Annotated in this window: 24 protein-coding genes; 16 read left to right on the forward strand and 8 right to left on the reverse strand. The window is 33.6% G+C overall.

What is annotated here, in order from left to right; all coding sequences use genetic code 11:
- Nucleotides 1-75: 75 nt before the first annotated feature.
- The 3 genes from tgt to OEW74_RS13035 are packed head-to-tail and all read right to left on the reverse strand — an operon-like array spanning nucleotide 76 to nucleotide 2,335.
- Nucleotides 76-1,206 (reverse strand): tRNA guanosine(34) transglycosylase Tgt, encoded by a 1,131-nt coding sequence (tgt, locus tag OEW74_RS13025; RefSeq protein WP_265428886.1) that lies wholly within the window; start codon nucleotides 1,204-1,206, stop codon nucleotides 76-78.
- 41 nt (nucleotides 1,207-1,247) lie between these two features.
- Nucleotides 1,248-1,646: a DUF4296 domain-containing protein gene (locus OEW74_RS13030; protein ID WP_265428887.1), complete on the reverse strand. Its 399-nt coding sequence runs from the start codon at nucleotides 1,644-1,646 to the stop codon at nucleotides 1,248-1,250.
- Nucleotides 1,619-2,335 carry a polyprenol monophosphomannose synthase gene (locus OEW74_RS13035; protein WP_265428888.1) on the reverse strand — a complete coding sequence of 239 codons (717 nt, stop codon included), beginning with the start codon at nucleotides 2,333-2,335 and terminating at the stop codon, nucleotides 1,619-1,621. The genes OEW74_RS13030 and OEW74_RS13035 overlap by 28 nt, the downstream gene beginning before the upstream one ends.
- A gap of 75 nt (nucleotides 2,336-2,410) precedes the next feature.
- Between OEW74_RS13035 and OEW74_RS13040 the strand changes: the two genes are divergently transcribed.
- The 5 genes from OEW74_RS13040 (at nucleotide 2,411) to OEW74_RS13060 (ending at nucleotide 6,562) form a co-directional block, all read left to right on the forward strand.
- The gene (locus OEW74_RS13040; protein ID WP_265428889.1) at nucleotides 2,411-3,079 is read left to right on the forward strand and encodes a DUF4271 domain-containing protein; all 669 of its coding nucleotides are present in this window, start codon (nucleotides 2,411-2,413) and stop codon (nucleotides 3,077-3,079) included.
- A gap of 12 nt (nucleotides 3,080-3,091) precedes the next feature.
- Complete coding sequence (locus OEW74_RS13045; protein ID WP_265428908.1) at nucleotides 3,092-3,832, forward strand: uroporphyrinogen-III synthase; 741 nt, start codon at nucleotides 3,092-3,094, stop codon at nucleotides 3,830-3,832.
- A 90-nt stretch (nucleotides 3,833-3,922) separates the two neighbouring features.
- Nucleotides 3,923-5,965 carry a S9 family peptidase gene (locus tag OEW74_RS13050; protein WP_265428890.1) on the forward strand — a complete coding sequence of 681 codons (2,043 nt, stop codon included), beginning with the start codon at nucleotides 3,923-3,925 and terminating at the stop codon, nucleotides 5,963-5,965.
- A gap of 26 nt (nucleotides 5,966-5,991) precedes the next feature.
- A complete protein-coding gene (locus OEW74_RS13055; protein ID WP_265428891.1) occupies nucleotides 5,992-6,174 on the forward strand; it encodes a hypothetical protein in 183 nt (60 codons plus the stop codon).
- A 46-nt stretch (nucleotides 6,175-6,220) separates the two neighbouring features.
- A complete protein-coding gene (locus OEW74_RS13060; protein WP_265428892.1) occupies nucleotides 6,221-6,562 on the forward strand; it encodes a hypothetical protein in 342 nt (113 codons plus the stop codon).
- Between the two features lie 162 nt (nucleotides 6,563-6,724).
- On the opposite strand, the gene OEW74_RS13065 is transcribed toward OEW74_RS13060, so the two are convergent.
- On the reverse strand, nucleotides 6,725-7,222 hold the full coding sequence (locus OEW74_RS13065) for an SRPBCC family protein (RefSeq protein WP_265428893.1): 498 nt from the start codon (nucleotides 7,220-7,222) through the stop codon (nucleotides 6,725-6,727).
- Between the two features lie 181 nt (nucleotides 7,223-7,403).
- On the opposite strand from OEW74_RS13065, the gene OEW74_RS13070 reads away from it, so the two are divergent.
- The 9 genes from OEW74_RS13070 to fabF all read left to right on the forward strand — a co-directional run bounded on the left by OEW74_RS13070 (nucleotide 7,404) and on the right by fabF (nucleotide 16,902).
- Complete coding sequence (locus OEW74_RS13070; protein ID WP_265428894.1) at nucleotides 7,404-8,951, forward strand: sensor histidine kinase; 1,548 nt, start codon at nucleotides 7,404-7,406, stop codon at nucleotides 8,949-8,951.
- Nucleotides 8,952-8,987: 36 nt separating this feature from the next.
- Nucleotides 8,988-9,674: a response regulator transcription factor gene (locus OEW74_RS13075; RefSeq protein WP_074230805.1), complete on the forward strand. Its 687-nt coding sequence runs from the start codon at nucleotides 8,988-8,990 to the stop codon at nucleotides 9,672-9,674.
- Nucleotides 9,675-9,833: 159 nt separating this feature from the next.
- On the forward strand, nucleotides 9,834-10,460 hold the full coding sequence (locus tag OEW74_RS13080; RefSeq protein ID WP_265428895.1) for a hypothetical protein: 627 nt from the start codon (nucleotides 9,834-9,836) through the stop codon (nucleotides 10,458-10,460).
- Between the two features lie 22 nt (nucleotides 10,461-10,482).
- On the forward strand, nucleotides 10,483-10,845 hold the full coding sequence (locus OEW74_RS13085) for a hypothetical protein (protein ID WP_265428896.1): 363 nt from the start codon (nucleotides 10,483-10,485) through the stop codon (nucleotides 10,843-10,845).
- A gap of 109 nt (nucleotides 10,846-10,954) precedes the next feature.
- Nucleotides 10,955-13,648 (forward strand): TonB-dependent receptor domain-containing protein, encoded by a 2,694-nt coding sequence (locus OEW74_RS13090; RefSeq protein WP_265428897.1) that lies wholly within the window; start codon nucleotides 10,955-10,957, stop codon nucleotides 13,646-13,648.
- Between the two features lie 155 nt (nucleotides 13,649-13,803).
- On the forward strand, nucleotides 13,804-14,220 hold the full coding sequence (locus OEW74_RS13095; protein ID WP_265428898.1) for an OsmC family protein: 417 nt from the start codon (nucleotides 13,804-13,806) through the stop codon (nucleotides 14,218-14,220).
- Between the two features lie 311 nt (nucleotides 14,221-14,531).
- Complete coding sequence (locus OEW74_RS13100; RefSeq protein ID WP_265428899.1) at nucleotides 14,532-15,140, forward strand: TetR/AcrR family transcriptional regulator; 609 nt, start codon at nucleotides 14,532-14,534, stop codon at nucleotides 15,138-15,140.
- Between the two features lie 5 nt (nucleotides 15,141-15,145).
- Nucleotides 15,146-15,571, forward strand: coding sequence for a PaaI family thioesterase (locus OEW74_RS13105; RefSeq protein ID WP_265428900.1), 426 nt, complete (start codon nucleotides 15,146-15,148; stop codon nucleotides 15,569-15,571).
- Nucleotides 15,572-15,660: 89 nt separating this feature from the next.
- Nucleotides 15,661-16,902, forward strand: coding sequence for a beta-ketoacyl-ACP synthase II (gene fabF, locus OEW74_RS13110; protein WP_265428901.1), 1,242 nt, complete (start codon nucleotides 15,661-15,663; stop codon nucleotides 16,900-16,902).
- Between the two features lie 203 nt (nucleotides 16,903-17,105).
- Here fabF and OEW74_RS13115 read toward each other — a convergent pair whose 3' ends face one another.
- Entirely contained in the window at nucleotides 17,106-17,867 is a 762-nt protein-coding gene (locus tag OEW74_RS13115; RefSeq protein ID WP_265428902.1) for a murein L,D-transpeptidase catalytic domain family protein, read from the reverse strand.
- 111 nt (nucleotides 17,868-17,978) lie between these two features.
- Nucleotides 17,979-18,422 (reverse strand): peptide-methionine (R)-S-oxide reductase MsrB, encoded by a 444-nt coding sequence (msrB, locus tag OEW74_RS13120; RefSeq protein WP_265428903.1) that lies wholly within the window; start codon nucleotides 18,420-18,422, stop codon nucleotides 17,979-17,981.
- A gap of 266 nt (nucleotides 18,423-18,688) precedes the next feature.
- On the opposite strand from msrB, the gene OEW74_RS13125 reads away from it, so the two are divergent.
- Nucleotides 18,689-20,425 carry an APC family permease gene (locus OEW74_RS13125; RefSeq protein WP_265428904.1) on the forward strand — a complete coding sequence of 579 codons (1,737 nt, stop codon included), beginning with the start codon at nucleotides 18,689-18,691 and terminating at the stop codon, nucleotides 20,423-20,425.
- A gap of 117 nt (nucleotides 20,426-20,542) precedes the next feature.
- On the forward strand, nucleotides 20,543-21,787 hold the full coding sequence (locus tag OEW74_RS13130; protein ID WP_265428905.1) for a DUF445 domain-containing protein: 1,245 nt from the start codon (nucleotides 20,543-20,545) through the stop codon (nucleotides 21,785-21,787).
- Between the two features lie 145 nt (nucleotides 21,788-21,932).
- Here OEW74_RS13130 and OEW74_RS13135 read toward each other — a convergent pair whose 3' ends face one another.
- Nucleotides 21,933-22,970, reverse strand: coding sequence for a quinone-dependent dihydroorotate dehydrogenase (locus tag OEW74_RS13135; protein ID WP_265428906.1), 1,038 nt, complete (start codon nucleotides 22,968-22,970; stop codon nucleotides 21,933-21,935).
- A 331-nt stretch (nucleotides 22,971-23,301) separates the two neighbouring features.
- On the reverse strand, nucleotides 23,302-23,997 hold the full coding sequence (locus OEW74_RS13140) for a pseudouridine synthase (protein WP_265428907.1): 696 nt from the start codon (nucleotides 23,995-23,997) through the stop codon (nucleotides 23,302-23,304).
- Between the last annotated feature and the right edge of the window lie 423 nt (nucleotides 23,998-24,420).

Here is a 24,420-nt window from a genome sequence, read left to right on the forward strand (position 1 = left end):
TTTTATTTATTTTTTAAATAAAATTCCGTCCTATTTTCTATTAAATCCTTCATTCAGGATTTCTCATTTTTATTTCTAAAGTCTTTGTCTCAACACAGGAACTATAGAATCTTTCCACTGATAGAAATCTCCTGCTAAGATATGTTCTCTTGCCACTTTCACCAAATCTAAATAAAATGCAAGATTATGGATTGATGCAATTTGTTTCGCTAAATATTCTTTAGACACAAACAAATGACGCAGATAAGCTTTCGAATATTCCTGATCTACAAAACTTGTCCCAAACTCGTCTAACGGAGAAAAATCTTTCTTCCATTTTTCGTTTTTCATATTCATCACACCTTGCCAAGTGAAAAGCATAGCATTTCTTGCGTTTCTTGTAGGCATCACACAATCCATCATATCGATTCCTAAACCGATTGATTCTAAAATATTCCACGGAGTTCCTACTCCCATCAAATATCTTGGTTTATCTTTTGGCAAAATATCGGTTACCTCATCGGTAATTCTGTACATTTCTTCTTCAGGTTCGCCTACAGAAAGTCCGCCAATAGCATTTCCTTCTGCTCCTGCTTCTGCAATAACTTCTGCCGAAATTTTTCTTAAATCTGAATAAGTAGAACCTTGAACGATTGGGAAGAATCTTTGTTTATAACCGTATAATTCAGGATTTTCTGCATTATAATCGAGACATCTTTTTAACCAGCGGTGCGTCATCTCCATCGATTTTTTCACCTGATTATATTCTTCAGGATAAGCAACACATTCATCAAAAGCCATAAAGATATCTGCTCCGATTTGTCTTTGGATTTCCATCGATTTTTCCGGAGTGAACAAATGATAACTTCCATCGATGTGCGATTTGAATTTTACGCCTTCTTCAGACATTTTTCTGCTTCCTGAAAGAGAAAATACCTGAAAACCTCCTGAGTCGGTAAGAATCGGAAGATCCCAATTCATAAATTTATGCAAACCTCCTGCAGCTTCCATCACTTCCATTCCCGGACGAAGGTAAAGGTGATACGTATTTCCCAAAATAATCTGAGCTTTAATATCGTCTTTTATTTCTCTTTGGTGAACGGTTTTTACACTTGCTACAGTTCCTACAGGCATAAAAATCGGTGTTTGAACAGTTCCGTGGTCTGTATTCAAAACTCCGGCTCTTGCTTTGCCTTCTGAGGTTTTTTCTATATTAAAAAAATTCATTCTTATACATTTTAACTGCTTTGCGAGAAAGCATTACTTCATTATCGTCTTTCCAGTTTTGGTAATTTTGTATCTTTTAAATCAATATCACCTTTTATTTTCTTTTCAGACTTCGGGTCTTTTTCTATAATAATTTTCTGGGCATCTTCTACAATCCCCTTCATTTTTTGCTTTACGATATAATAACGGTAACTCGCAAGAAAATCTTCAGTTTTCACCTCATGATTTTTTAAAATAAATCTTGTTCCGCTTTCTAAATTTGTTTTAGGATAAAGATAGATAACCTGATCATTAATCGCCAAATCAGCAATAATTTCTGCCATCTTGGTTTTCCCAACAAGATTTTTCGGTTTATCTATATATTCATTACATGAAAATAAACACATTAAAACAAAAAAGAAAATCAGCTTTTTCATAATCTGTTGATAATTGATTTCCATTTTAAATTTAAAACACCAAACACTGCTTCATGGATGATTCCGCCATTCATTTTACTTTCGCCCAAAATTCTGTTGGTAAAAATGATAGGAACCTCTACAATTTTGTATCCTTTTTTGAAAGTTCTGAATTTCATTTCAATCTGAAAACCATACCCTTTCAATCTTACATTATCTAAACCGATTTCTTCTAAAACTTTTCTTGAGAAACACACAAAGCCCGCCGTTGTATCATGAATTGGAAGACCTAAAATAAATCTCACATATTTCGAAGCAAAATAAGAAAGCAAAACTCTTCCCATTGGCCAATTCACAACATTCACTCCTTTAGAATAACGTGATCCAACTGCCATATCTGCATTTTGGCAGGCTTCAAAAAGTTTTGGTAAATCTTTTGGATCATGAGAAAAATCGGCATCCATCTCAAAAATGTAATCATAATTGTTTTGAAGTGCCCATTTAAAACCATGAATATATGCCTTCCCTAAGCCATCTTTAATATGTCTTATGGAAAGATGAAGAGTGTGAGGAAATTTTTTTTGAAGTTCTTTTACAATGTCTGCCGTTTTATCTGGCGAAGAATCGTCTACTACCAAGACGTGAAACTCTTCTTCCAATGCAAAAACAGCGGAAATTATATTTTCTATATTCTCCTTTTCGTTATAGGTCGGAATTATGACGAGTTTTTTCATTTCAATTTGCAAAGATAGTTTATTTAAGTTTTTTATTTTATACAAAATAATCTATAATTTTGCAAAAAATTTCCTTTGCCATTATTACAAACTTTCAAAAACGAAGTAAGAATACCTGAAAATAATGATTGGGTAGTTTTTATCCTTATCGGCTGCCTTTTTTTGTACATTTTTATGATGAATGTGATAGAACGTGAAGCCAACCTTAAAGACTTTCTTTTGCAGAAATACTATGATGCAAGCAATAATCTTCCGAGCTGGATAATTACTTCGCTTGTTACCGCTTTAAGCTTAAGTGTTCTGGTATCTCAATACATCCCGATTGTGCCCAAATATGTTGCCGATTTCCAACCTTTTGGTTATCAACTTAATAAAATAGGATATACTTTAATTATTATTTCACTTTTTTATTTCATCCGAACAGCCTTTGGCTTTTTATTTTACCAAGCGATAGGTGATGGTAAAAAATGGAGTATTTTTTATTTTACCTCCACAAAATTCCACTTCATTCTTTCAGTTTTACTGATTATTTTGTGTGTAACCCACTACTATTTCCCGATAGACAGAAATAGCGCATTTATTTATTATATTTATTTTTTCTCTTTTGTGTTCATTTTCAAGGTGTTTTTTTATTTGTTTCACAGAAACAACATCTTACCACAAAAATGGTATTATAAATTTTTGTATATTTGCACCCTCCAAATCGCACCACTGTTGATGCTTTGGAAGTTATTATTTATTTAATAAAAGTACATGATGAGAATAAAGTCAATATTGGTTTCTCAACCAGCGCCTAGTGAGTCTTCTCCATATCTGGAAATTGCGAAGAAGGAAAAAATAAAGATTGACTTCCGCCCTTTTATCCACGTCGAAGGAGTAGACAACAAAGAACTTAGAACACAGAAAATAGATCTTACGCAATATACCGGTATTATTTTTACCAGTAAAAATGCGATAGACCACTATTTCAGGCTTGCTGAAGAATTAAGGTTTGCCGTACCAGACACAATGCGATACATTTGTCAGTCTGAGGCGATTGCCAATTATCTTCAGAAGCATATTGTGTATAGAAAAAGAAAGATCAGTTTTGGTGAAAAGAACTTTGCCGACCTGTTGCCTCTTTTCAAAAAATTTCCTTCGGAAAAGTACTTATTGCCTTCTTCGGATGTTTTGAGCCCGGATATTCCAAAAACTTTGGATGCAGCCAACATCGAATGGACAAGAGCAATTATGTACAGAACGGTTTGCAGTGATTTAACAGACATCAACATTAAAGATTACGATATGTTGATTTTCTTTAGCCCGCAAGGAATAAAATCTCTACAGCAAAACTTCCCGGATTTCAAACAGGAAGACACCAAAATAGGAGTTTTCGGACCTACAACTTCAGCAGCAGCAGAAGATGCAGGTTTAAAAATAGATTTAATGGCTCCAACAAAAGAAACGCCTTCTATGACTATGGCACTTGAAAAATACATCAAAAGCCTACACAAATAGTTTTAAAATATTTGATACAAAACAGCCGTCTTTTCGATAAAAAGAAAAGATGGTTTTTTTTTAATTAAATTTGAACAAGAATTAACATTAATGAAAGCTCCCACGGCAAAAAAAATAGAAAAAGTACTCGAAATACACGGTGACAGAAGAATTGACAATTATTTCTGGATGAATGAAAAAGAAAATCCGGAAGTTATACAATATCTTGAAGAAGAAAATGCCTACGCAGACTTTGTAATGAAAGATTCTGAGGAATTTCAAGAAGAACTTTTCGAGGAAATGAAAGCCAGATATAAAAAGGATGATGAGTCTTTGCCTTATTTCTTTAATGAATATTGGTATATCGTGCGTTACGAAGAAGGAAAAGAATATCCGATTTTCTGCCGTAAATATAAAACTCTCGAAAACGAAGAGGAAATTGTTCTTGATGTTAATATTCTTGCAGAAGGAGAAGAGTTTTTTGAAGTAGCCAATGTTGCGGTAAGTCCCAATAACAAATTAGCTTCATTTTCATCAGACAATGTAGGAAGAAGAATTTATACTTTAAATTTTAAAGATTTAAAAACCAATGAAATTCTTTCTGATAAAATTGAAAATACAACCGGAAAAGCTGTTTGGGCAAATGATAACGAACATGTTTTCTACATCATAAAAGATGAAAGTTTAAGAGCTTATAAAGTTTACAGACATAAATTAGGAACCGACACTTCTGAAGATGTTTTGGTTTTCCATGAAGAAGACGAAACTTTTGATGTGAATGTTTTCAAGACAAAATCTATGGAATACATTTTCATGGCGAGCTCAAGTACGATTTCAGATGAGCATCATTTTATTCCGGCAAATAATGTTTTTGCAGAATGGAAAGTCATTCAGCCAAGAATTGATGATTTAGAATATTCTGTAGAACACTATGAAGATGAATTTTATATTATTACCAATGCAGATGACGCTACCAATTTTAAAATTGTAAAAGCAAAAATCGACAATTGCGGAATGGAAAACTGGGTAGATGTTATTCCGCATCGTGAAGAAGTTTTATTGGAAGGATTTGAGATTTTTAAAAATTATCTCATTCTTGAAGAAAGAAAAGAAGGTTTATTGCAAATAAAAATCATCGACGAAAAAACTCAGGAATCGTATTATTTACCTTTTTCAGACCCAACATATACTGCTTATATTGGAACTAATTTAGAATTTGATACCGAAGTTCTTCGTTATGGATATACTTCTTTAACACAGCCAAATTCGACTTACGAGTATAATTTAAAAGAAAAAACCACCAAGCTTTTGAAAAGACAAGAAGTTTTGGGTGGAAAGTTTTTCCCTGAAAATTATATTTCTGAAAGAATCTGGGCAGACTCAAGAGATGGCGAAGAACAAATCCCTATTTCTTTGGTTTATCATAAGGACACAAAAAAATCTGCAGAAACCCCAGTTCTTTTATATGGTTACGGAAGTTATGGTCATACAGTTGATGCAAGTTTTTCTAATGTAAGATTATCAATTCTAGACAGAGGATTTATTTATGCCATTGCTCATATTCGTGGTGGAGAATATCTGGGAAGAGAATGGTATGAAGATGGAAAAATGCTGTTTAAGAAAAATACATTCTTCGATTTTATTGATGCAGGGAAGCATTTAATTAAAGAAAATTACACCTCTTCAAAGCATTTGTATGCAATGGGCGGAAGCGCAGGAGGATTATTGGTGGGAGCTGTGATGAATTATGAACCTACTCTATTCAACGGAATTGTAGCGCAGGTTCCTTTTGTGGATGTAGTTTCTACGATGTTGGACGAAACCATTCCTTTAACAACCGGAGAATACGACGAATGGGGAAATCCGAATGACGAAGAATATTATCATTATATGAAAGCATATTCGCCTTATGACAATGTTGAAGCAAAAAATTATCCGCACACATTGATTACGACTGGTTTCCACGATTCTCAGGTGCAATATTGGGAACCTGCAAAATGGACCGCAAAACTAAGAGAATTAAAAACAGACAATAATCTTTTGATTTTCAAAACCGACATGAGCTCAGGACACGGTGGTGCAAGTGGAAGATTTGAATCATTAAAGGAAGACGCATTAGAATATGCATTCTTGCTGAAAATTGACAAAATGTAATTTAATCTAACTCAAATTTCAATGATATGATACTTCTTATAATAATGATTACGATCACTGTCATTTACTATCTTATTCAAAGAGACAGGATCATTAGAAATGAAAAGAGGGAGATTTTAAAATTTAAACAGGAAGAAAAACTTGCCGAACTTCTAAAAAAGGCAAAAGAAGAAGATTTAAAGAAAAAAGAAGAACAAAACAATCTCTAAATAAAATGTATCATTCTAAAAGCTGGATGAATACAGACCATATATTATGACAGAAAGTGAAATTTGGCAAAAAATAGAACAATTTTTTATTGAAAATTTTGATACCGAAAAAAACGCTCCGATTGAAACCTATTTATTCTTAATCGGAGTACAGGAATTGGGAAGCGGACAACAAAAATATACCAAAGATGACAAACTAAACATTCTTCACATTGCCGTTTGTCGTTTGCTGGAACCTTTCGGATATTTTAAATTTTCACATTACGACGACGACGGTTATCCTCATTTTGAGGAAACGGAAAAGCTTCCGGAACTTAAACCGAACGAGCAACAAATCCTGATGAAAAAAGCAATCATTCAGTATTTTCAGGATGAGCAATTAATTTGAAAATGAGAGAATTTGAAAATTGGTTAATTACATAAAAAATGGAGAGTAAGTTTTTACTTTCCATTTTGTTTTTTTAGAAATCATCAGTTGAAGTAAATTTTCAAAAAATCACATAGAGTTTTTTTCAATTAATAATTTTCAAATTAACACATTCTCAAATTTTCAAATTTTCAACTTACTAAAAATCTCTTCCAGCTGGTTTAAACCCATTTTAAAACCTTCTTCAAAGCCCATTTCCAATTGTTTTTTCATATCATCTTCAGAATTGAAATGAATGTTGAGAGAAATTTTCGTTCCTTGCTCAACTCCTGTAAAACCAATCAGCCATTGTGTTTGCGGAAATCTCTCGTCAACATTTCCATTGGCATCACAAAAAGCATCAATCCCATCTACACTTCTATGCTCATCTATTTTACCGTATTTTACCAGCGAAAATATTTTTTCTCCTTCCGGTCCGTTCATAGAATATAACCAGACTCCACCTTCTTGAAAATCTAATTTTTCGGTTTCACATTTCCAGGGTTTGGGAGCCCACCACAGATCCAGTAATTCTGGTTTTGTAAAATACTCCCACACTTTCGATACTTCGGCAGAATAGATCTTCATCACATAAATACTTTTGGTATGAAAATCTTGATTAAAAACAATTTTTGAGCTCATAGTTATTTTGATTTTGGTTAATAATTATCACAAGTTTCTTTAAGAAAATTAGTCAAAATTTATAATAAAATGTTAAAAGCTTTATTTTTAAGAAAAAATAAACAATATTTTGGCGCATTTTTTGTTTATCAAATCTTAAAATGAGTAATTTTAACATTCACAACTTTAATTTTCCAATGCAATGAATAACAAATTCATCCCGATAATCTCGGTTTTTATGACGATATCTCTCATTGTATTTGTCACGCTGCAGTTTTATTGGCTTAAAAATTATTACGTTGCATTAGAACAAGAGTTTTCTAACAAAGTTTATTCCGCTTTGGAAAATACTTCAAAAAACATAGCAGAAATTGAAGTAGAAAAGCTTTTTAATGAGAATTATGCAAATTTAAGAGACAATGTAAAAGCAAATAAAGACAAGCCCTCCCTCACTACGATTCAACAGACACAGGATTCAGGAACTCAAAAATCGATTGTATATTACAGAAACCTTACTGAAACTATAAAGCTCCCTATTTCTCTCAAGGGAGATTCTCTGCGCCTCACAACCATGTATACTGACGACGCAGCATATAAAGTAAAAAAAGATACAACTAAACGAGAAATACTCACTTCAGAACTGAATCAGGATATTAGAAGTGGTGATTATAGCCTAAAAGAATTTGTTGAAGTATATGGAAACAATCTTCCTCTTGATAAAAGAGTAGACCGTGCAGTTTTAGATTCTGTGATTACTAAAGAACTTAGAATGAAAGGAATCAGTGCAGAATTCGGCTATGGAGTGACAGATAAAAACAATAAACTAACGAACATTGTAAACAAAGTCTTTAAAGAGAAAAAAGATGCCAATTCTTACTCTTACCCCTTATTTACCGATAATAAAGACCGTACTTTATATACTTTGGCTTTGGTTTTCCCTAAAAAAGAATACTCTTTGGCAATGAACAATTGGCCGATGCTTTTGGGAACTTTTCTTTCACTTTTGACAATTTTGGGAATTTATATCATCTCAATTAATTATATGATGAGACAGAAAAAACTGGCAGAAGTAAAAACTGATTTCATCAATAACATGTCGCACGAATTCAAAACGCCACTCGCAACAATTTCTGTAGCTACAGATTCTTTGGCTAATGATAAAATTGCGACCAATCCTGATAAGGTAAAATATTACTCAAACCTTATTAAACAGGAAAATCTGAGGATGAAAAAGCAGGTTGAAAATGTTCTGAACATGTCTAAATTAGAACGAAATGAAGTAGAGTTATTCTTAAAAGAAACCAACGTACGAGAATTAATTAAGAAGACAACAGAATCATTTAATCTGATTATCCAACAGAGAAACGGAAAGCTTACTGAGGAATTTAATGCAACTCATTACAACTTTAAAATTGACGAATTCCATATTTCAAATATGCTGGTGAATCTTTTAGACAACGCCAACAAATATTCACCGGAAGCTCCTGAAATCAGCATTAAAACTAAAAACGAAGGAAACTGGTACGTTCTGGAAGTTGCAGACAAGGGAATGGGAATGGAAACCCACAACAAAACCAAAATTTTCGAAAAATTCTTCAGAGAAGAAACCGGAAATATTCATAATGTAAAAGGGCAAGGTTTGGGGCTTTCTTATGTTAAAAAAATAGTAGAGCTCCATAAAGGGCAAATCATTGTAGAATCACAAAAAGATCTGGGAAGCAAGTTTATTATCAAACTTCCAATGGCATAAAAAATAATTTAAACAAATAATAAAATATAAAAACATATGAGCAACAGGATATTATTAGTAGAAGACGATCAGAGTTTCGGTGCGGTACTGAAAGATTATCTTACGATAAACAATTTTGAGGTTACCCTTGCCGTAGATGGCGAACAAGGTCTAAAAGAATTCACAGAGAGTGAATTTGACATCTGTATTTTCGACGTGATGATGCCGAAAAAAGATGGTTTTTCATTAGCAGAAGATGTAAAAAAGATTGATAAAAATACTCCGATCATTTTCTTGACCGCAAGAAACATGAGAGAAGATATTTTGAAAGGATATCAGTTGGGAGCAGATGATTACATCACAAAACCATTTGACACTGAATTACTTTTATATAAAATTAAAGCGATTCTTCAGAGAAGCTCTACTTTGGAAAATGAAGAGCAGGAGCAATTTAAAATCAGTAATATTTTCTTTGATTCTATGCTGAGACAATTGAGAGTTGGTGATAACGAATACAAACTTTCGCCTAAAGAAAATGAACTTTTAAAATTACTTTGTCTTCACAGAAACGACTTTATGCCTAGAGATTTAGCATTAAGAAAAATCTGGAAAAAAGAAAACTATTTTACAGCAAGAAGTATGGACGTTTATATTGCCAAACTTAGAAAATTGCTGAAAGACGATGAAGGTTTAGAAATCATCAACGTACATGGTGAAGGTTTCAGACTTTTGGTTAAGAACTAACCGAACGTTAAAATAGCAACATAAAAATTCAAATTAGCAAAACAATTCAAAATGTTTTGCTAATTTTGTTTTTCAGGGCAATTTTTAATGTAAAATTGTAAACTTTGAATAAAAGTAAATACAAACTTAATTATTGTCAGGAAAAATAGAAATCTAATTATGAAAAATTTACTTTTTGGGCTTTTGGCAACTTCTTTAATTGCTGTTTCTTGTAAAAAAGACGAAAAACCAACATATTTAAAAGATGAAGATGGAACTCAGCAACCCAATGTTGCAATGAATAATACTCCAAAACCTTCTTTAATTGATCAGGCAGGAATAAAAACTTCCAGCGGATCTACAATGGTCACTGCTTCAGGAATGAATCCTCCTCATGGACAACCGGGTCACAGATGTGAAATTCCTGTTGGTCAACCTTTAAACAGTGCTCCTACAGCTCAAAATTCTGCACCTCAAGCTATTCAGGTAAATGGCAACAATACTGTTCAGATTGACCCAAATTCTGTAAAGCCTACGCAAATTACACCTACCCAAAACAATCAACCTGTAAAAACGGCTCCAGGAATGAATCCTCCACACGGAGAACCTGGTCATAGATGTGATATTGCCGTTGGACAACCTTTAAACAGTAAACCTACAGCTCAAAATACAACTCCTGTACAAGCTCCACAACCAGCTCCAACTCCGCAATCGGTAGTTGCCAATACAGGACCAAAGCCAAAAAATAATCCTGCGCATGGTCAACCTTGGCATGACTGCGCAAAACAAGTAGGTGCGCCACTTTAATTATTTTTTGTAAATTTGTACTGTGAAACCGATTCAGCTACTATTAATTATCTTTTGTCTGGGAATTTTTTTAATTCCTAAAGATAATTTTTATGCTCAAGCTTCAAAAGAAACTTGCTGCAAATCTGAATCTAAAATGTCGTGTTGTGAAAAAAATCACGACAAGCACAATTCTAAAGACAATAAAAGCAACCATAAATCTTGTAATGATGATTGTTGTTCGTCTTGCATGACCTGCAATACTTTCGTAGAAAATAATTTTGCGAAAAACAATACTTGGGGAATTCCCTCATTCAAAACAATCTCAAAAATTCAGGTTCAGTACGCTGATCCTTACATTTCAAACGGTTTAAAAGAAATCTGGCAACCGCCTAAACTAGGTTAATTAAAAATTAATTTAACGATGTATCAGTTTACCAATCTTCCAATGATTGTAAGGCTATTTACATTGTTAGAATGTTACATTAATTCAATTAATCTAAATTTTAAACAAAATGAAATTATATTTTACCAAGGTAATCCTTGGCGTATTCTTACTATTCGCAACATTTGTATCAGCTCAAAACCTTTCTAAAAACCAATTTAAGGTAAAAGGAAACTGCGAGATGTGCAAAGAGAGAATAGAAACAACGGCTAAAAAAGCAGGTGCAAAATCAGCACAATATTCCATAGATTCACACACTCTTACTATAGAAACTTCAGAAAAAGTTTCGCCCGAAGACGTTCTAAAAAATGTTGCAGAAGCTGGTCATGACAATGAAAAATTCAAAGCTTCTGATGAAACGTATGAGAAACTTCCGGGATGTTGTCATTACGACAGAGGCCTAAAAACGGAAAATTCAAACGTAGAAAATCACAATCATACTAAAGGTGAAAACGAATTTTTCGTGAAAGGAAATTGCGAATCATGCAAAGCCAGAATAGAAAAAGTGGCAAAATCTGCCAGAGCAAATTCCGCAGAATGGAGCGCTGAAAAACAAACAGTAACGTTAAACTTTGATTCTTCTAAAACATCTGCCGATCAAATTCTTAAAAAAATAGCAGAAGTAGGTCATGATAATGAGAAGTACAAAACAACTGATGATGTTTACAAAAAACTTCCGGGATGCTGTTTGTATGACAGAGATACTGAGTTTGGAGAAAAAAACGAAAAAGTACACTCTAACGAAACCGAAAAGGAATTTGCAGAAAAACAAGCCAACACAGAAGCTTCCAACCACAGTTCTCATGCAACTGGTGAGAAAAATATAGAAGGAGTAATGATTACTGCATCAAAAGCAGCAACTTCTATCAGTAAAAAGGAAGCTGGTTTAGTATTTAATATCGATTCTAAAGAACTTTTAAAAGCAGCTTGTTGTAATTTGTCTGAAAGTTTTGAAACCAATGCTACTGTTGATGTTTCTTTCAGCAATGCTGTAACGGGAACGAAACAGCTTAAAATGTTAGGCTTAGACCAAAAATATACGAGTTTAACGAAAGAATTACTACCAGAGATTAGAGGCTTGGCTTCCGCTTACGGATTGAATTTTATTCCAGGAAGATGGATCGAAAGTATTCAGTTAACAAAAGGAGGAAGCACGGTAACAAACGGTTATGAAAGTATTACCGGACAAATCAATACAGAGCTTATTAAGAATGCTAAAACACCTGAAACGTCATTAAACCTTTTTGCCGATTTCAACGGAAGAGCTGAAGCAAACGTTACGCACGTAGCAGCGATTAATGATAAATGGTCTCAAACTTTTCTCCTTCACGGAAACGGAACTTTCGGAGACACTGATATGAATGATGACAATTTCCTTGACCGTCCGAAAGGAACTCAGATCAATGCAGCTTATTTATTGAATTATAACGATTTAGAGCGTTCAGGTTTTGGATCGCATTTTGGAATTAATTTCATTAAAGATGAACGAACTGCAGGACAAATAGGATTTGATAAAAAGCTTTCTCAAAAGGAGCAGTCACTTTACGGTGTTGGAATTGATATTTCAAGATTTCAGGTTTGGAACAAAACGGGTTATGTTTTTAAAGGAAAGCCTTACCAAAGTTTGGGCTGGATGAACCAATACACCTATCATCAGCAAGACAGTTTTTTTGGTTTAAGAAACTACTCGGGGCAGCAACACACTTATTATTCTAATTTGATCTTTGAAAGTATTTTAGGAAATACCAACCATAAATACAAAGCTGGAGCGAGTTTCTTATACGATGGTTATGAAGAAAACTATTTAATTGATAACTTTAAAAGAAACGATATTGTTCCGGGAGTTTTTGCAGAATATACTTTAACAGGTTTAAAATATACTTTAGTTGCGGGCGCAAGAGCAGATTTCCACAACTTGGCAGGAACACAGTTCACACCGAGAATGAATTTTAAATATGACCTTACTCCACAAACTATTTTTAGACTTTCTGCGGGAAGAGGGTTCAGAACAGCGAATGTTTTTGCAGAAAGTCAGCAATATTTTGCATCGAACAGAAATATTCAGATTTTACAAAACGGCGGAGACATTTATGGTTTAAGACCGGAAGTTGCTTGGAATTACGGGGTAAGTTTACAACAGGAGTTTAAAATTTTCGGTAAAAAATCTACTATTGTTGCCGATTTTTTCAGAACAGATTTCCAGAATCAAGTTTTAGTAGATCTTGACCGTTCGCCTCAGCAACTGACGTTCTATAATCTAGATGGAAAATCTTTTGCCAACTCATTCCAAACACAGTGGGATTTTACTCCTTTCAAAAACTTTGATGTAAGATTGGCTTACAAATACTATGACGTACAGGCAGATTATTTAGATGGAAGACGTGAAGTTCCTTTTATGGCAAAACACAGAGGTTTCGTAAACCTGGCTTATGCTACCAACAAAAATAAAAACGAAGGATTCTGGAGCTTTGATACGACATTGAATTGGGTTGGAAAACAAAGACTTCCAAATACGTCAAGCAATCCGGCAGAATTTCAATTACCTATGTATTCTGAATCTTATGCCATTTTGAATGCACAGATTTCTAGAAATTTCAATAAAAAGTTAAGAGCTTATTTAGGAGGTGAAAACCTAACTTCTTATCACCAAAAAAATGCGATTATGGATTTTAGAAATCCTTTCGGAAATTATTTTGATGGCGGAATGGTTTACGCACCCATTATGAAAGCCAATTTTTATGTTGGGTTTGATGTAACATTTTAATATTGAGGCTAAGATTAATATAGTAAGTTGATTAATTTCCAAATTATCTCATTTTCAAATTCTCAAATTAAAAAGGCATGGTTTCGATAATTTAATGATTATCAAATCATGCTTTTTTGTATCTTTATGTTAAATTAAACATCAAAAATTTTAATATGAAACGTAATGCAACAGCCGTTTGGAACGGTACCGTAAAGGAAGGAAAAGGACATTTAACAACGCAAAGCACTACCTTAAACCAAACTCAATATTCTTTCGGAAGTCGTTTCGAGGATGGAGTTGGAACCAATCCTGAAGAATTATTGGCTGCAGCTCACGCAGGATGTTTTACCATGAAACTGAGCGCAGAATTAACTCAAGCTGGTTTTACACCTGAAGAATTAACCACAAAATCAGTAATCACATTAGATCCTGCAGCAGGAAAAATCACAAAATCTGAATTGACTTTAACCGCTAAAATCCCTGGAATTTCTGAAGAAGATTTTCAAAAGTATGCGAAGATCGCCGAAGAAGGTTGTCCTGTAAGTCAGGCTTTCAGTTTTGAGATTAGCTTGAATGCTACTTTGGCTTAAGATTATTTAAAAAATCGAACAGCATTTTTGTCATTCTGTAAGAATCTGGGTTAATGTATTATTTATTACATTACAAAATCAATGCTTAGATTCCTACGGAATGACAAATTTGAAAAAAATAAAATAAAAATTACATCATCAATAGGAACGGGCTAACGCCTGTTTTTTCATTTTAAAACAAATCTAAATAGCTTGGAACTATAACTTCAGATCACACTCTTTCCATTTCAACAAATAAATTAATAAAATTTTAAGTTTTAAAAATATACCGATTGGTATATTTACGTATATTTGTACGTTGATTTTTGAAAATGTCAAAAGCAGAAAAGACTAAACAATTCATTATTGAAAAAACGGCAACTTTGTTTAATACCAAAGGTTATACCGCTACGTCTTTATCTGATATTACAGAAGCAACAGGTCTCACCAAAGGCAGCATCTATGGAAATTTTGAAAACAAAGACGAAGTATCACTCGAAGTTTACAAATACAATTCGGGAATTCTCAAAAAAAATTTGATGAGATCATTCAGCGAAGAATTTCCAACGATGACTGATAAATTATATGCTTTTGTTGCTTTTTACAGAAAAAACTGGCAATTGGTTTTTCTACATGGCGGTTGTCCTCTAATGAATGCAGCAACAGAATCTGATGACACTTTCCCTGCATTAAACAATCAGGTGAAATTATCTTTTCAAGACTGGACAGAAACTATTTCTAAAATTATTAAAACCGGGCAAACCAATAATGAGTTCAGTCAGGAAATAGATCCAGAGCAATATGCTTCACTTTTCATTATTCTTATTGAAGGTGGAATTTTACTTTCAAAAACAACAGGCGACGAGAAACATTTAAATTTGGCTTTAGACAGAATTTTAATACTCGTTGACAAAGAAATTAAACAAAATCCTTTAAAATAAATGGTATGGATAAATTACAGGCATTACAATCATTTGTCGGAAAAGAATTTACAGCATCACCCTCTCCTTTTATGAGATGGCTGAATCCTGTGGTTATTTCGGCTGAAGAAGGTCAGATTGAATTTCAATATACCGTAAGAGAAGAATGGCTAAACCCGATGGGAAATATGCACGGCGGAATTACGGCGGCAATCATAGATGATATTATTGGTGCCACAATGTTTTCTTTAAATGAAAATAATTTTATCGTGACCATCAACAACAGCATCGATTATTTTTCTACCGCTAAATTAAATGAAGAGATCATCGCCGAAACCAAAATTATCAAACGAGGAAAGCAGTTTGTAAACGCCGAATGTGAAATTTGGAACGCAGACAAAACAAGGCTCATCGCAAGAGGAACCTCAAATTTATTTAAAATTAATAACTAAATATAAAATCATTATTACTGAATATCTTTTGTAAGTAGAACAGTAAAAATTGTGATTTTAAATGACTTAAAAAATATAAAAGACCACCTATGAAAAGAGTTGTCATTACAGGATTGGGCGCCGTGACGCCTTTAGGGAATAATGTTGAAGAATTCTGGCAAAACAGCATCAACGGAGTAAGCGGAGCAAATAAAATTACTCATTTCGATACCGAAAAATTTAAAGTACACTTTGCTTGTGAAGTAAAAAACTTTGATCCCAAAGTATATTTAAATCACAATGAAATAAAAAGAAGCGACCTTTTTTCGCAATACGCAATGTATTCATCTGCAGAAGCAATCAAAGATTCAGGATTAGAATTTGAAAAAATGGATCCTTTTGATACCGGCGTGATCTGGGGAACAGGACAAGGTGGAATGTGGACTTTCGAAAGCGAAGTAATGAATTTTGCAGCGAATGATCAGAATCCGAGATTCAACCCTTTTTTCGTTCCTAAATTTATCGCCAATATGGCTTCAGGAATGATCTCTATGAAATTTGGTCTTCAGGGAATCAATTACACAACGATCTCAGCTTGTGCTACAGGAAATACCGCTTTGATGGATGCTTTCAACTACATCCGTTTAGGAAAAGCTAAAGTAATTATCAGCGGTGGTTCTGAAGCAGCCATTACTCCCGCTTCCGTTGGCGGATTTTCGGTGATGAAAGCAATGTCTACAAGAAATGACGATTTTGCAACAGCAAGCCGACCTTACGATGCAGACCGGGATGGTTTTGTAATGGGAGAAGGAGCCGGAGCTTTGGTTTTGGAAGAATACGAACACGCGAAAGCAAGAGGTGCAAAAATCTATGCAGAATTAGCTGGAGCCGCAATGACTGCCGATGCCTATCACATGACCGCACCTCATCCTGATGGAGTTGGTGCTATAAAAGCAATGCAATTGGCATTACAAGAAGCTGGAGCAAATACTGAAGATATTGATTATCTAAATCCTCATGCAACCTCTACTCCACTTGGAGATTTGGTTGAGCTAAAAGGAATCAGCAAATTATTTAAAGGAAGTAAGAATCTTGATGTAAGCGCTACAAAATCGATGACCGGTCATTTGTTGGGTGCAGCAGGAGCAGCAGAAGCCATTCTTTCGATCAAAGCAATTGAAAAAGGAATTATTCCGCCAACGATTAACCTTCACAATATCGATGAAAGCATTCCGAAAGATGTAAATATTGTTTTTGGGGAAGCAAAAGAAAAAAATATCGAATTTGCATTAAGTAACGCCTTTGGATTTGGAGGACATAATGCAACTTTGGTATTTAAGAAGTTCTCTTAAATTGTATTCTCTAGCAGATTAAGCTAATTTAGCAGATAATTATTTATAAAAAATCTACGTCATTTGTAAAATCTAAGAGAGAAAAAATTTTTAAGATTAAAGATTTAATCGATTCTCTCTTCATCAAAATGACATTACATTGGAAAAATTAGAATCAATTTAATGCAAATAAAAAAGCAGTCATTTTTTTGACTGCTTTTGTTTTATGCTTCTTTCAACCACTCCGAAGAAGAAAGATAATTCTGATCAGGATAATAAATAAAAAGAACGTTTTTTCCTTTTATTGTATTGATAATCGGCTCCGTTAATGCTCTCGGAATTGCAGGACAACCCCAGCTTCTTCCGATTCTTTTGTGTGCTGCAGCAAATTCTTCACTTACATAATCTGCTCCATGCATTACAACAGCTCTTTTGTAAGCTGCATCATTGTATCCTTTATCCATTCCTAAAAGTTTTAAAGAATATCCATTGTCACCATTATAGGTTGATTCTGTTATATAGAAACCCATACTGCTTTGAAGTGAGCTTTCTATGTTAGAAAAATTGGTTGCAAATTCTTCTCCTGTATTTTTCCCGTGAGCAACTAATGAATTGAACAGTACTTTTTTCTGATCCATATCAATCACCCAAAGTCTTTTGGTATTTGATGACATAGAAAAATCACAAACTGTTAATAAGTGTGCATTTTCATCTAATTTTCCGGCTTTTTTAAGATTATTAAAACCTAAAATTGCTTTAGAAAAAACATCAAAATTGAGTTTATGATCTGTTTCGAATAGTATTGAATTGTAAAGTTCTTCAGAAGAACTCATTTCATTTGTGCTTTTATTAGATTTAATTTCAACTGCAGTTTCTATTTTTTTTGTGTTGGTATTTTCATTCTTTACAGTCTCGTTTTTTGGTGAAACATAAAAAGAAGTCGTTACCATGTACACAATGCCTAATAAGCTATAAAATCCTTTCATTAAATATTATGTTAAATTAAAATTCCGGGTACAAATTTATAAAATCATAATTATCAATGAGTTAAAATGAAAAAAGTTTAACTCAATTTAAGAAACTTTAACTCTGAAAAATTAATTCTCAGAATCCGGAACAAACTCTAAACTTATAGAGTTCATGCAGTATCTCGTCCCTGTTGGAGCAGGCCCGTCATTAAAAACATGACCTAAATGAGAATCACATCTTTTGCAGACCACTTCAATTCTTTCCATACCATGAGAAGAATCGCGCTTGTAAGCTACTCCATTTTTATCGGCTTCAAAAAAACTTGGCCATCCGCAGCTGCTCATAAATTTCTGATTAGAACGGAAAAGGTGATTTCCACAAACCGCACAATAATATTCTCCCAATTCATCAAATTCATTGTATTTTCCCGTAAAAGGTCTTTCTGTTGCCGCTTCTCTTGCAATAGCGTACAAATCTGGTGAAAGAATTTTAAACCATTCATCATTTGATACGTTCAGTTTTGCAGTATCAGTCCTTGAATAATATGGATTGTTTTTTAATTCGTTTTGCATAGAATTTATTTAAAATTAGTAATACATCACAAAAGTTTATTTTAATATTTGCTTTTTAAGAGTGCTTTTGTGGTTGAGTTTATTTGTATTTAAAAATTAAAAGCTGAATTAAATTTAATATTTTTAGTACTAATTAATTTCTATTTTAGAAAAAATCTATTAAAAATTATATTTTAATACGAAAAACAACTCGATTTTATAACGCTTTATGCGCAATATACTATATTTTAGTAATCTAATTGAAATAGTAACTAAACACACATCTGATGTCTCAAAAAAAACTTGGCGAATGGTACGCTACCGCTATTTGCGGAAATGATATTACCTCATCTGCTTTATATGTATCTGCTCTTACGATTGGCGTTGCCGGACAATATGCATGGATTTCTCTACTTATGGTGGCCGGAACTCTTTTTCTCTTTAGGAAAATATATAGTGAAGTTGTAGGAGCACTTCCTTTAAATGGAGGAGCTTATAACGTTTTGCTAAACTCATCTTCAAAAAATAATGCCGCTATTGCTGCTACACTCACCATACTGTCTTATATGGCGACTGCAGTAATATCTGCATCCGAAGGAATGCATTATCTGCATCATATTTTCCCAAGCTTTAATGTTATAATCGCCACATTCTGCTTATTGCTTCTTTTCTTATTTCTTACCGTTCAGGGAATTTCAGAAAGTGCTATTGTCGCCTTAATTATTTTTATACTGCACATTACCTGCATGGTGGTTTTGGTTATATTCTGCAGCATTTTTATATTCCAGCACGGTATCGATTTCTTCGTTCATAATTGGCATTCGCCTCTACAGACAGGCGGAATTTTTAAAGCTTTGATATTAGGATTCAGCGCTGCAATGCTCGGAATTTCAGGTTTTGAAAGCTCGGCCAACTTTGTGGAAGAACAAAAAGCCGGTATTTTTCCAAAAACTTTAAAAAATATGTGGATTGCTGTTTCTGTGCTTAATCCTTTAATGGCGATTTTAGCAATAGGAATTATGCCGCTTTCTGAAGTAAATGAATATAAAAACTCTTTTCTTTCACACATGGCTGAGCTTACCGGTGGAAAAACGCTTGCAACAATTATTTCGGTAAATGCAGTTCTGGTTTTAAGCGGAGCGGTTCTCACCTCTTTTGTCGGCGTTAATGGATTGATTAAAAGAATGACCTTGGACAGGATTCTTCCCAACTATTTCTTAAAAGAAAACAAAAAAGGAAGTACGTACAGAATTTTGATATTATTCTTTTTACTCTGTGTATCGGTTCTTCTTGTTACAAAAGGAGAAATCGGTCCTTTGGCAGGTGTTTATGCCTTATCTTTTCTTACAGTGATGGCCTTTTTTGCAGTTGGAAATATTTTGCTTAAAATTCGCAGGGCGAGACTTCCGAGACCGGAGTATGCATCTCCAATTTCGGTATTGATAGCCTTAATTGCCGTTATAATTGCTATCTACGGAAATATAAAAACAAAACCAGAATATCTGCTCACTTTTCTTACTTATTTTCTTCCCTCGGTATTGATCGTTTCTGCAATGTTGGCTCGGAAAGATATTATGTTTTTTATTGTAAAAACTTTTAAATCTACCAACCCAAACTACAGAAAACATATTATTAAAAGTGAAAGATCACTAAACAGCTCCATCAAAAGACTTACCGAGCAGCAGTTTGTATTTTTCTCTAAAGGAGATGATATTTCTACATTAAACAAAGTAATGATGTACCTTAATGAGAACGAAGTTACCAACAGAATAAAAATAGTATCTGTACTGGAAGAATATCAAATGCCTACGAATCAGTTTCTTTCAGACTTTGATGCGCTAGACAGGGCTTATCCGGAAGTAGATATGGAATATATTATCGAACAAGGACAGTTTACGCCACAAAAAGTAGATGAGCTCAGCAACCGCTGGAATATCCCAAAAAACTTCATGTTTATTTCTTCACCAGGAGAGCGATTCAGTCACAGAGTGGAAGATTTAGGCGGCGTAAGACTTATTCTGTAAGTTATATATATTGACTATTTTAGCATAGATAATTTTACTTAATATTTTTGAATAAATATGGATTGTTTTTTGATGTAATATTAAAAAACGCCATTTTTACTTATAATTTTTGAGAATATGACTGATGAAGCCAAAAGAAAACAGCTCAGAAAATATAAAGCTTTTGCCACAGGACTTTTTGTTTTGATGGCGATTATTTTCATTGTTACTACAATTTTACAAAAGACTCACGACTCTCATTGGATTGGTTATGTTCGTGCATTTTCTGAAGCTGCAATGGTCGGTGCTTTAGCAGATTGGTTTGCAGTAACGGCGCTTTTCCGTCATCCTTTGGGACTTCCGATTCCACACACCAATTTAATTGAAAACAGCAAAGAAAAACTGGGTGATAATCTGGGAACTTTTGTTGTATCTAATTTTCTTTCGCCAAAAACAATCCGACCTTATATTCAGAAACTGAAAATCTCTGGTTTTGTAGGAGAATGGCTGGGAAAGGAGAAAAATCAGGAAATTTTAATTAAAAATGTTTCGGAAATTATTTTAGATATTCTAAACAAGCTTGATGATTCTGAAGTAAGCCAGTTTATCAGCAAAAAAGTATCTGAAATGACTGATAATATTAAACTAAATGCTATTCTCGGAAACGGAATTATCTATCTTTTAGATAAAAATGATCATCAAAAAATCATTACCAATCTTTCAAAACAAATTAAAGATTATATAATCGAGAATGATGAAATGATCCAGGAAAGGGTAAAAAAGGGCAGTTATTCTTTTATACCTTCGTTTGTAGACAATAAAATTGCCGACAAAATTGCAAGCGGACTTTCAGATTTTTTTAAAGAAGTTGAAGAAGATCCTGATCACGAAATCAGAAGTTTAATTACAAAAAAGATTTACGAATTTTCTAATGATTTAAAGGAAGACCCAAAATGGAATGATGAGTTTAAAACCATCAAAAATGATTTCCTTAAAAATGACAAACTGGAAGAATATTCTAATGACATTTGGCTTTCCATCAAAAAAACATTAAGCACAGAACTGCAAGAAGAAGAGTCTTCATTAAAAAAATACATCACAAAAAACTTGAATGAGTTTTCTCAAAATCTGAAAACTGATGAAAATCTTCAGAATAAAATCGATCATTGGGTAAGAGTAACCGCTTATAAATATATTCTGAAAAATACCCATCAAGCCGGAAACCTCATCAGTTCAACCGTCGGAAACTGGCAAGGAAAAGAGCTCAGCGAAAAACTGGAACTTGAAGTTGGAAAAGATCTCCAATTTATCCGTGTGAACGGAACTTTAGTTGGCGGATTGGTTGGATTGATTATTTATACGATCTCACATTTTTTCATTTAGATTAATTTTCTCACGCAGATTCAGCAAATTCCGCAGATAAAAATTATAATAAAATCTGCGAGATATTTTAAATCTGCGAGATATTTTTTAAGAAAAAAAGCAAAACCATATCGATTTTGCTTTTCAATATATTTTAAAGTAAAATTTACCTCGAAATCCTACTTGCTCTCGTTAAAAGTTCCTGATTAATATCGTTGATCAATTGTGGCCCTTCGTAGATAAATCCGGTGTATAGCTGAACTAAGGTCGCTCCCGCATCCAGTTTTTCCATGGCATCTTTTGCAGAATGAATTCCGCCAACTCCAATAATTGGGAATGCTCGGTTGCTTTTGTCTGAAAGATATTTAATCATTTTTGTACTTCTTTCACGAATCGGTTTTCCGCTTAAACCACCGTTACCGATTTCTGCTAAAACTTCAGGAGAAGTTTTCAGACCTTTTCTGTTGACTGATGTATTTGAAACCACAATCCCATCAATTTTTGTTTCTGCAATCAGTTCGATAATTTCGTCTAATTGCTGATTATTTAAATCTGGAGCAATTTTTAGAAGAATCGGTTTAGGATTTACTTTAGTTTGATTAATTCCTTTTACAGCAGTAATCAATTCTCTCAGATATTCTACATCTTCTAGTTTTGCGTGACTTCCAACATTCGGACAACTTACATTCAGTACAAAATAGTCTACATAAGGATGAAGACCTTCGAAACAATCTAAGTAATCCTGAGTATAGTTTTCAGGCGTTGTATTGGTGTTTTTTCCGATGTTTCCACCAATGATAATTTTTCCTTTATTGCCTTTCAGTTTTTGAATGGCAGCTTCCAAACCGTCATTATTGAAGCCCATTCTATTGATAATTCCGCCATCTTCAATCAAACGGAACAATCTTTTCTTAGGATTTCCAGCCTGAGCTTTTGGAGTGACTGTTCCAATTTCCACAAATCCGAAACCTAAATCTCCTAATTCATTAAATAAAACAGCGTTCTTATCAAAACCTGCCGCTAAGCCAACTGGATTTTTGAATTTCAATCCGAAAACTTCTCTTTCCAGACATTTGTCTACAATAGGTTTTGGAAGGAATAATTTAGTTAAGAATCCAAAGTTTTTAAGCATCGAAAAAGTAAAGTGATGCACTTCTTCGGGATCAAATTTGAAAAGAATCGGACGAATGAGCGATTTGTACATTGAAAAAAAGTTTTACAAAAATACTCATTTTAAATTGAATGAATTCTTGATGTGTGATATTTTATTTGAATAAAGGTTATTAATTCTTTTAAACACAAATATTTTGCACGAATAGACAATTAAAATCTGCTTAATTTCCTAAATCTGCGAGAGTTTTTTAACGCAAATATTTATTGAATAAGCTTCTTATTTTTAGAGGCAAAGGCAAATAAATTTGCTGCGCAAAGCTTGAACGTCAGCTTCATCAATCAACTTGTTGATTCCTCTTTGCTCCTTGAAGTTTTGTGATATTAAAATAAATCTTTGCGTTTAAATAAATTCTCTTAAACTCTCAACTATACAAACTCAAATCAAAATTTAAAATATCTCCTACTCTTTTGAAATCATCATCTATAGTCGCATTTACCTTGATTCTTTCGTTAGAAATAGGATGGTTAAAAATCAATTGATGAGCGTGAAGCGTCATTTTGCTAATACCAAATGTTTGAAGCCACAATTTATTCTGCTTGTTGCAACCGTGTTTACGGCACCCCAAAATCGGATGTAAAATATGCTTAAAATGCTTTCTCAGCTGATGAAATCTTCCTGTTTCAGGAATTGCCTCTACCAAACAATATCTTGAAGTTTGATGTTTTAAAAAAGGTAAATCTATTTCTGAAGTCTGCAAACGACGATAATTTGTAACTGCATTTTGTTTGACTTCATTTTCATTAATCAAATCATAATCGATGGTTTCTTCTTCTTTTGCCCAGCCTCGCAGAATGGCTATATATTTCTTTTCAACCTTTTTTTCCTCAAATTGAGTGCTCATTATTCTCAGCGTATCTTTATCTAAAGTAAACAACAAAACGCCCGAAGTTTTTCGGTCTAAACGATGAACAGGATACACTTTTTGCCCGATCTGATTTCTCAATTCCTGAATTGCATACGTATCTGCTTCGCCGGAATAAAAAGATTTGTGAACCAATAATCCGCTTGGTTTATTGATGGCAATAAGATGCTCGTCTCGATAAAGAATTTCTAACATTCGGCAAAAGTAGAGATTTCAAATCTATTTGATAAGAACCTTTACTCAAATTACTTTAAAAGTCTGTTTTTCAAAAAAATTGAAAAACAGTTTAATAATATTTTTTTAATGCAAAGCTCACTAGGAAATTCTTATCCTCATCTTTGATATAAGTTGTAGTACTAAAAACCTAACGGGTTTCGAAAACCCATTAGGTTTGAATTTTGCGAAAAAATGAAACTCTCGAATAATTTTAGCCCTGATTGAGCGACATGTTTGAGCTCATTTTCTTAGATTTTTTGCGGCGGCTCCGCCGCCGCAAAAAATCTAAGAAAATAGCGAGTAGCGAAAGCAGGTTCCCGGCTCCTAATAATTTCAAAGTTAAAAACTTCCATCTTCCATCTCCCTACTTCCCGCTTTTTCACTATTTTTGCAACTCAGACG

The organism is Chryseobacterium sp. YIM B08800 (assembly GCF_026163565.1).
In the GTDB taxonomy this organism is placed as follows: Bacteria; Bacteroidota; Bacteroidia; order Flavobacteriales; family Weeksellaceae; genus Chryseobacterium.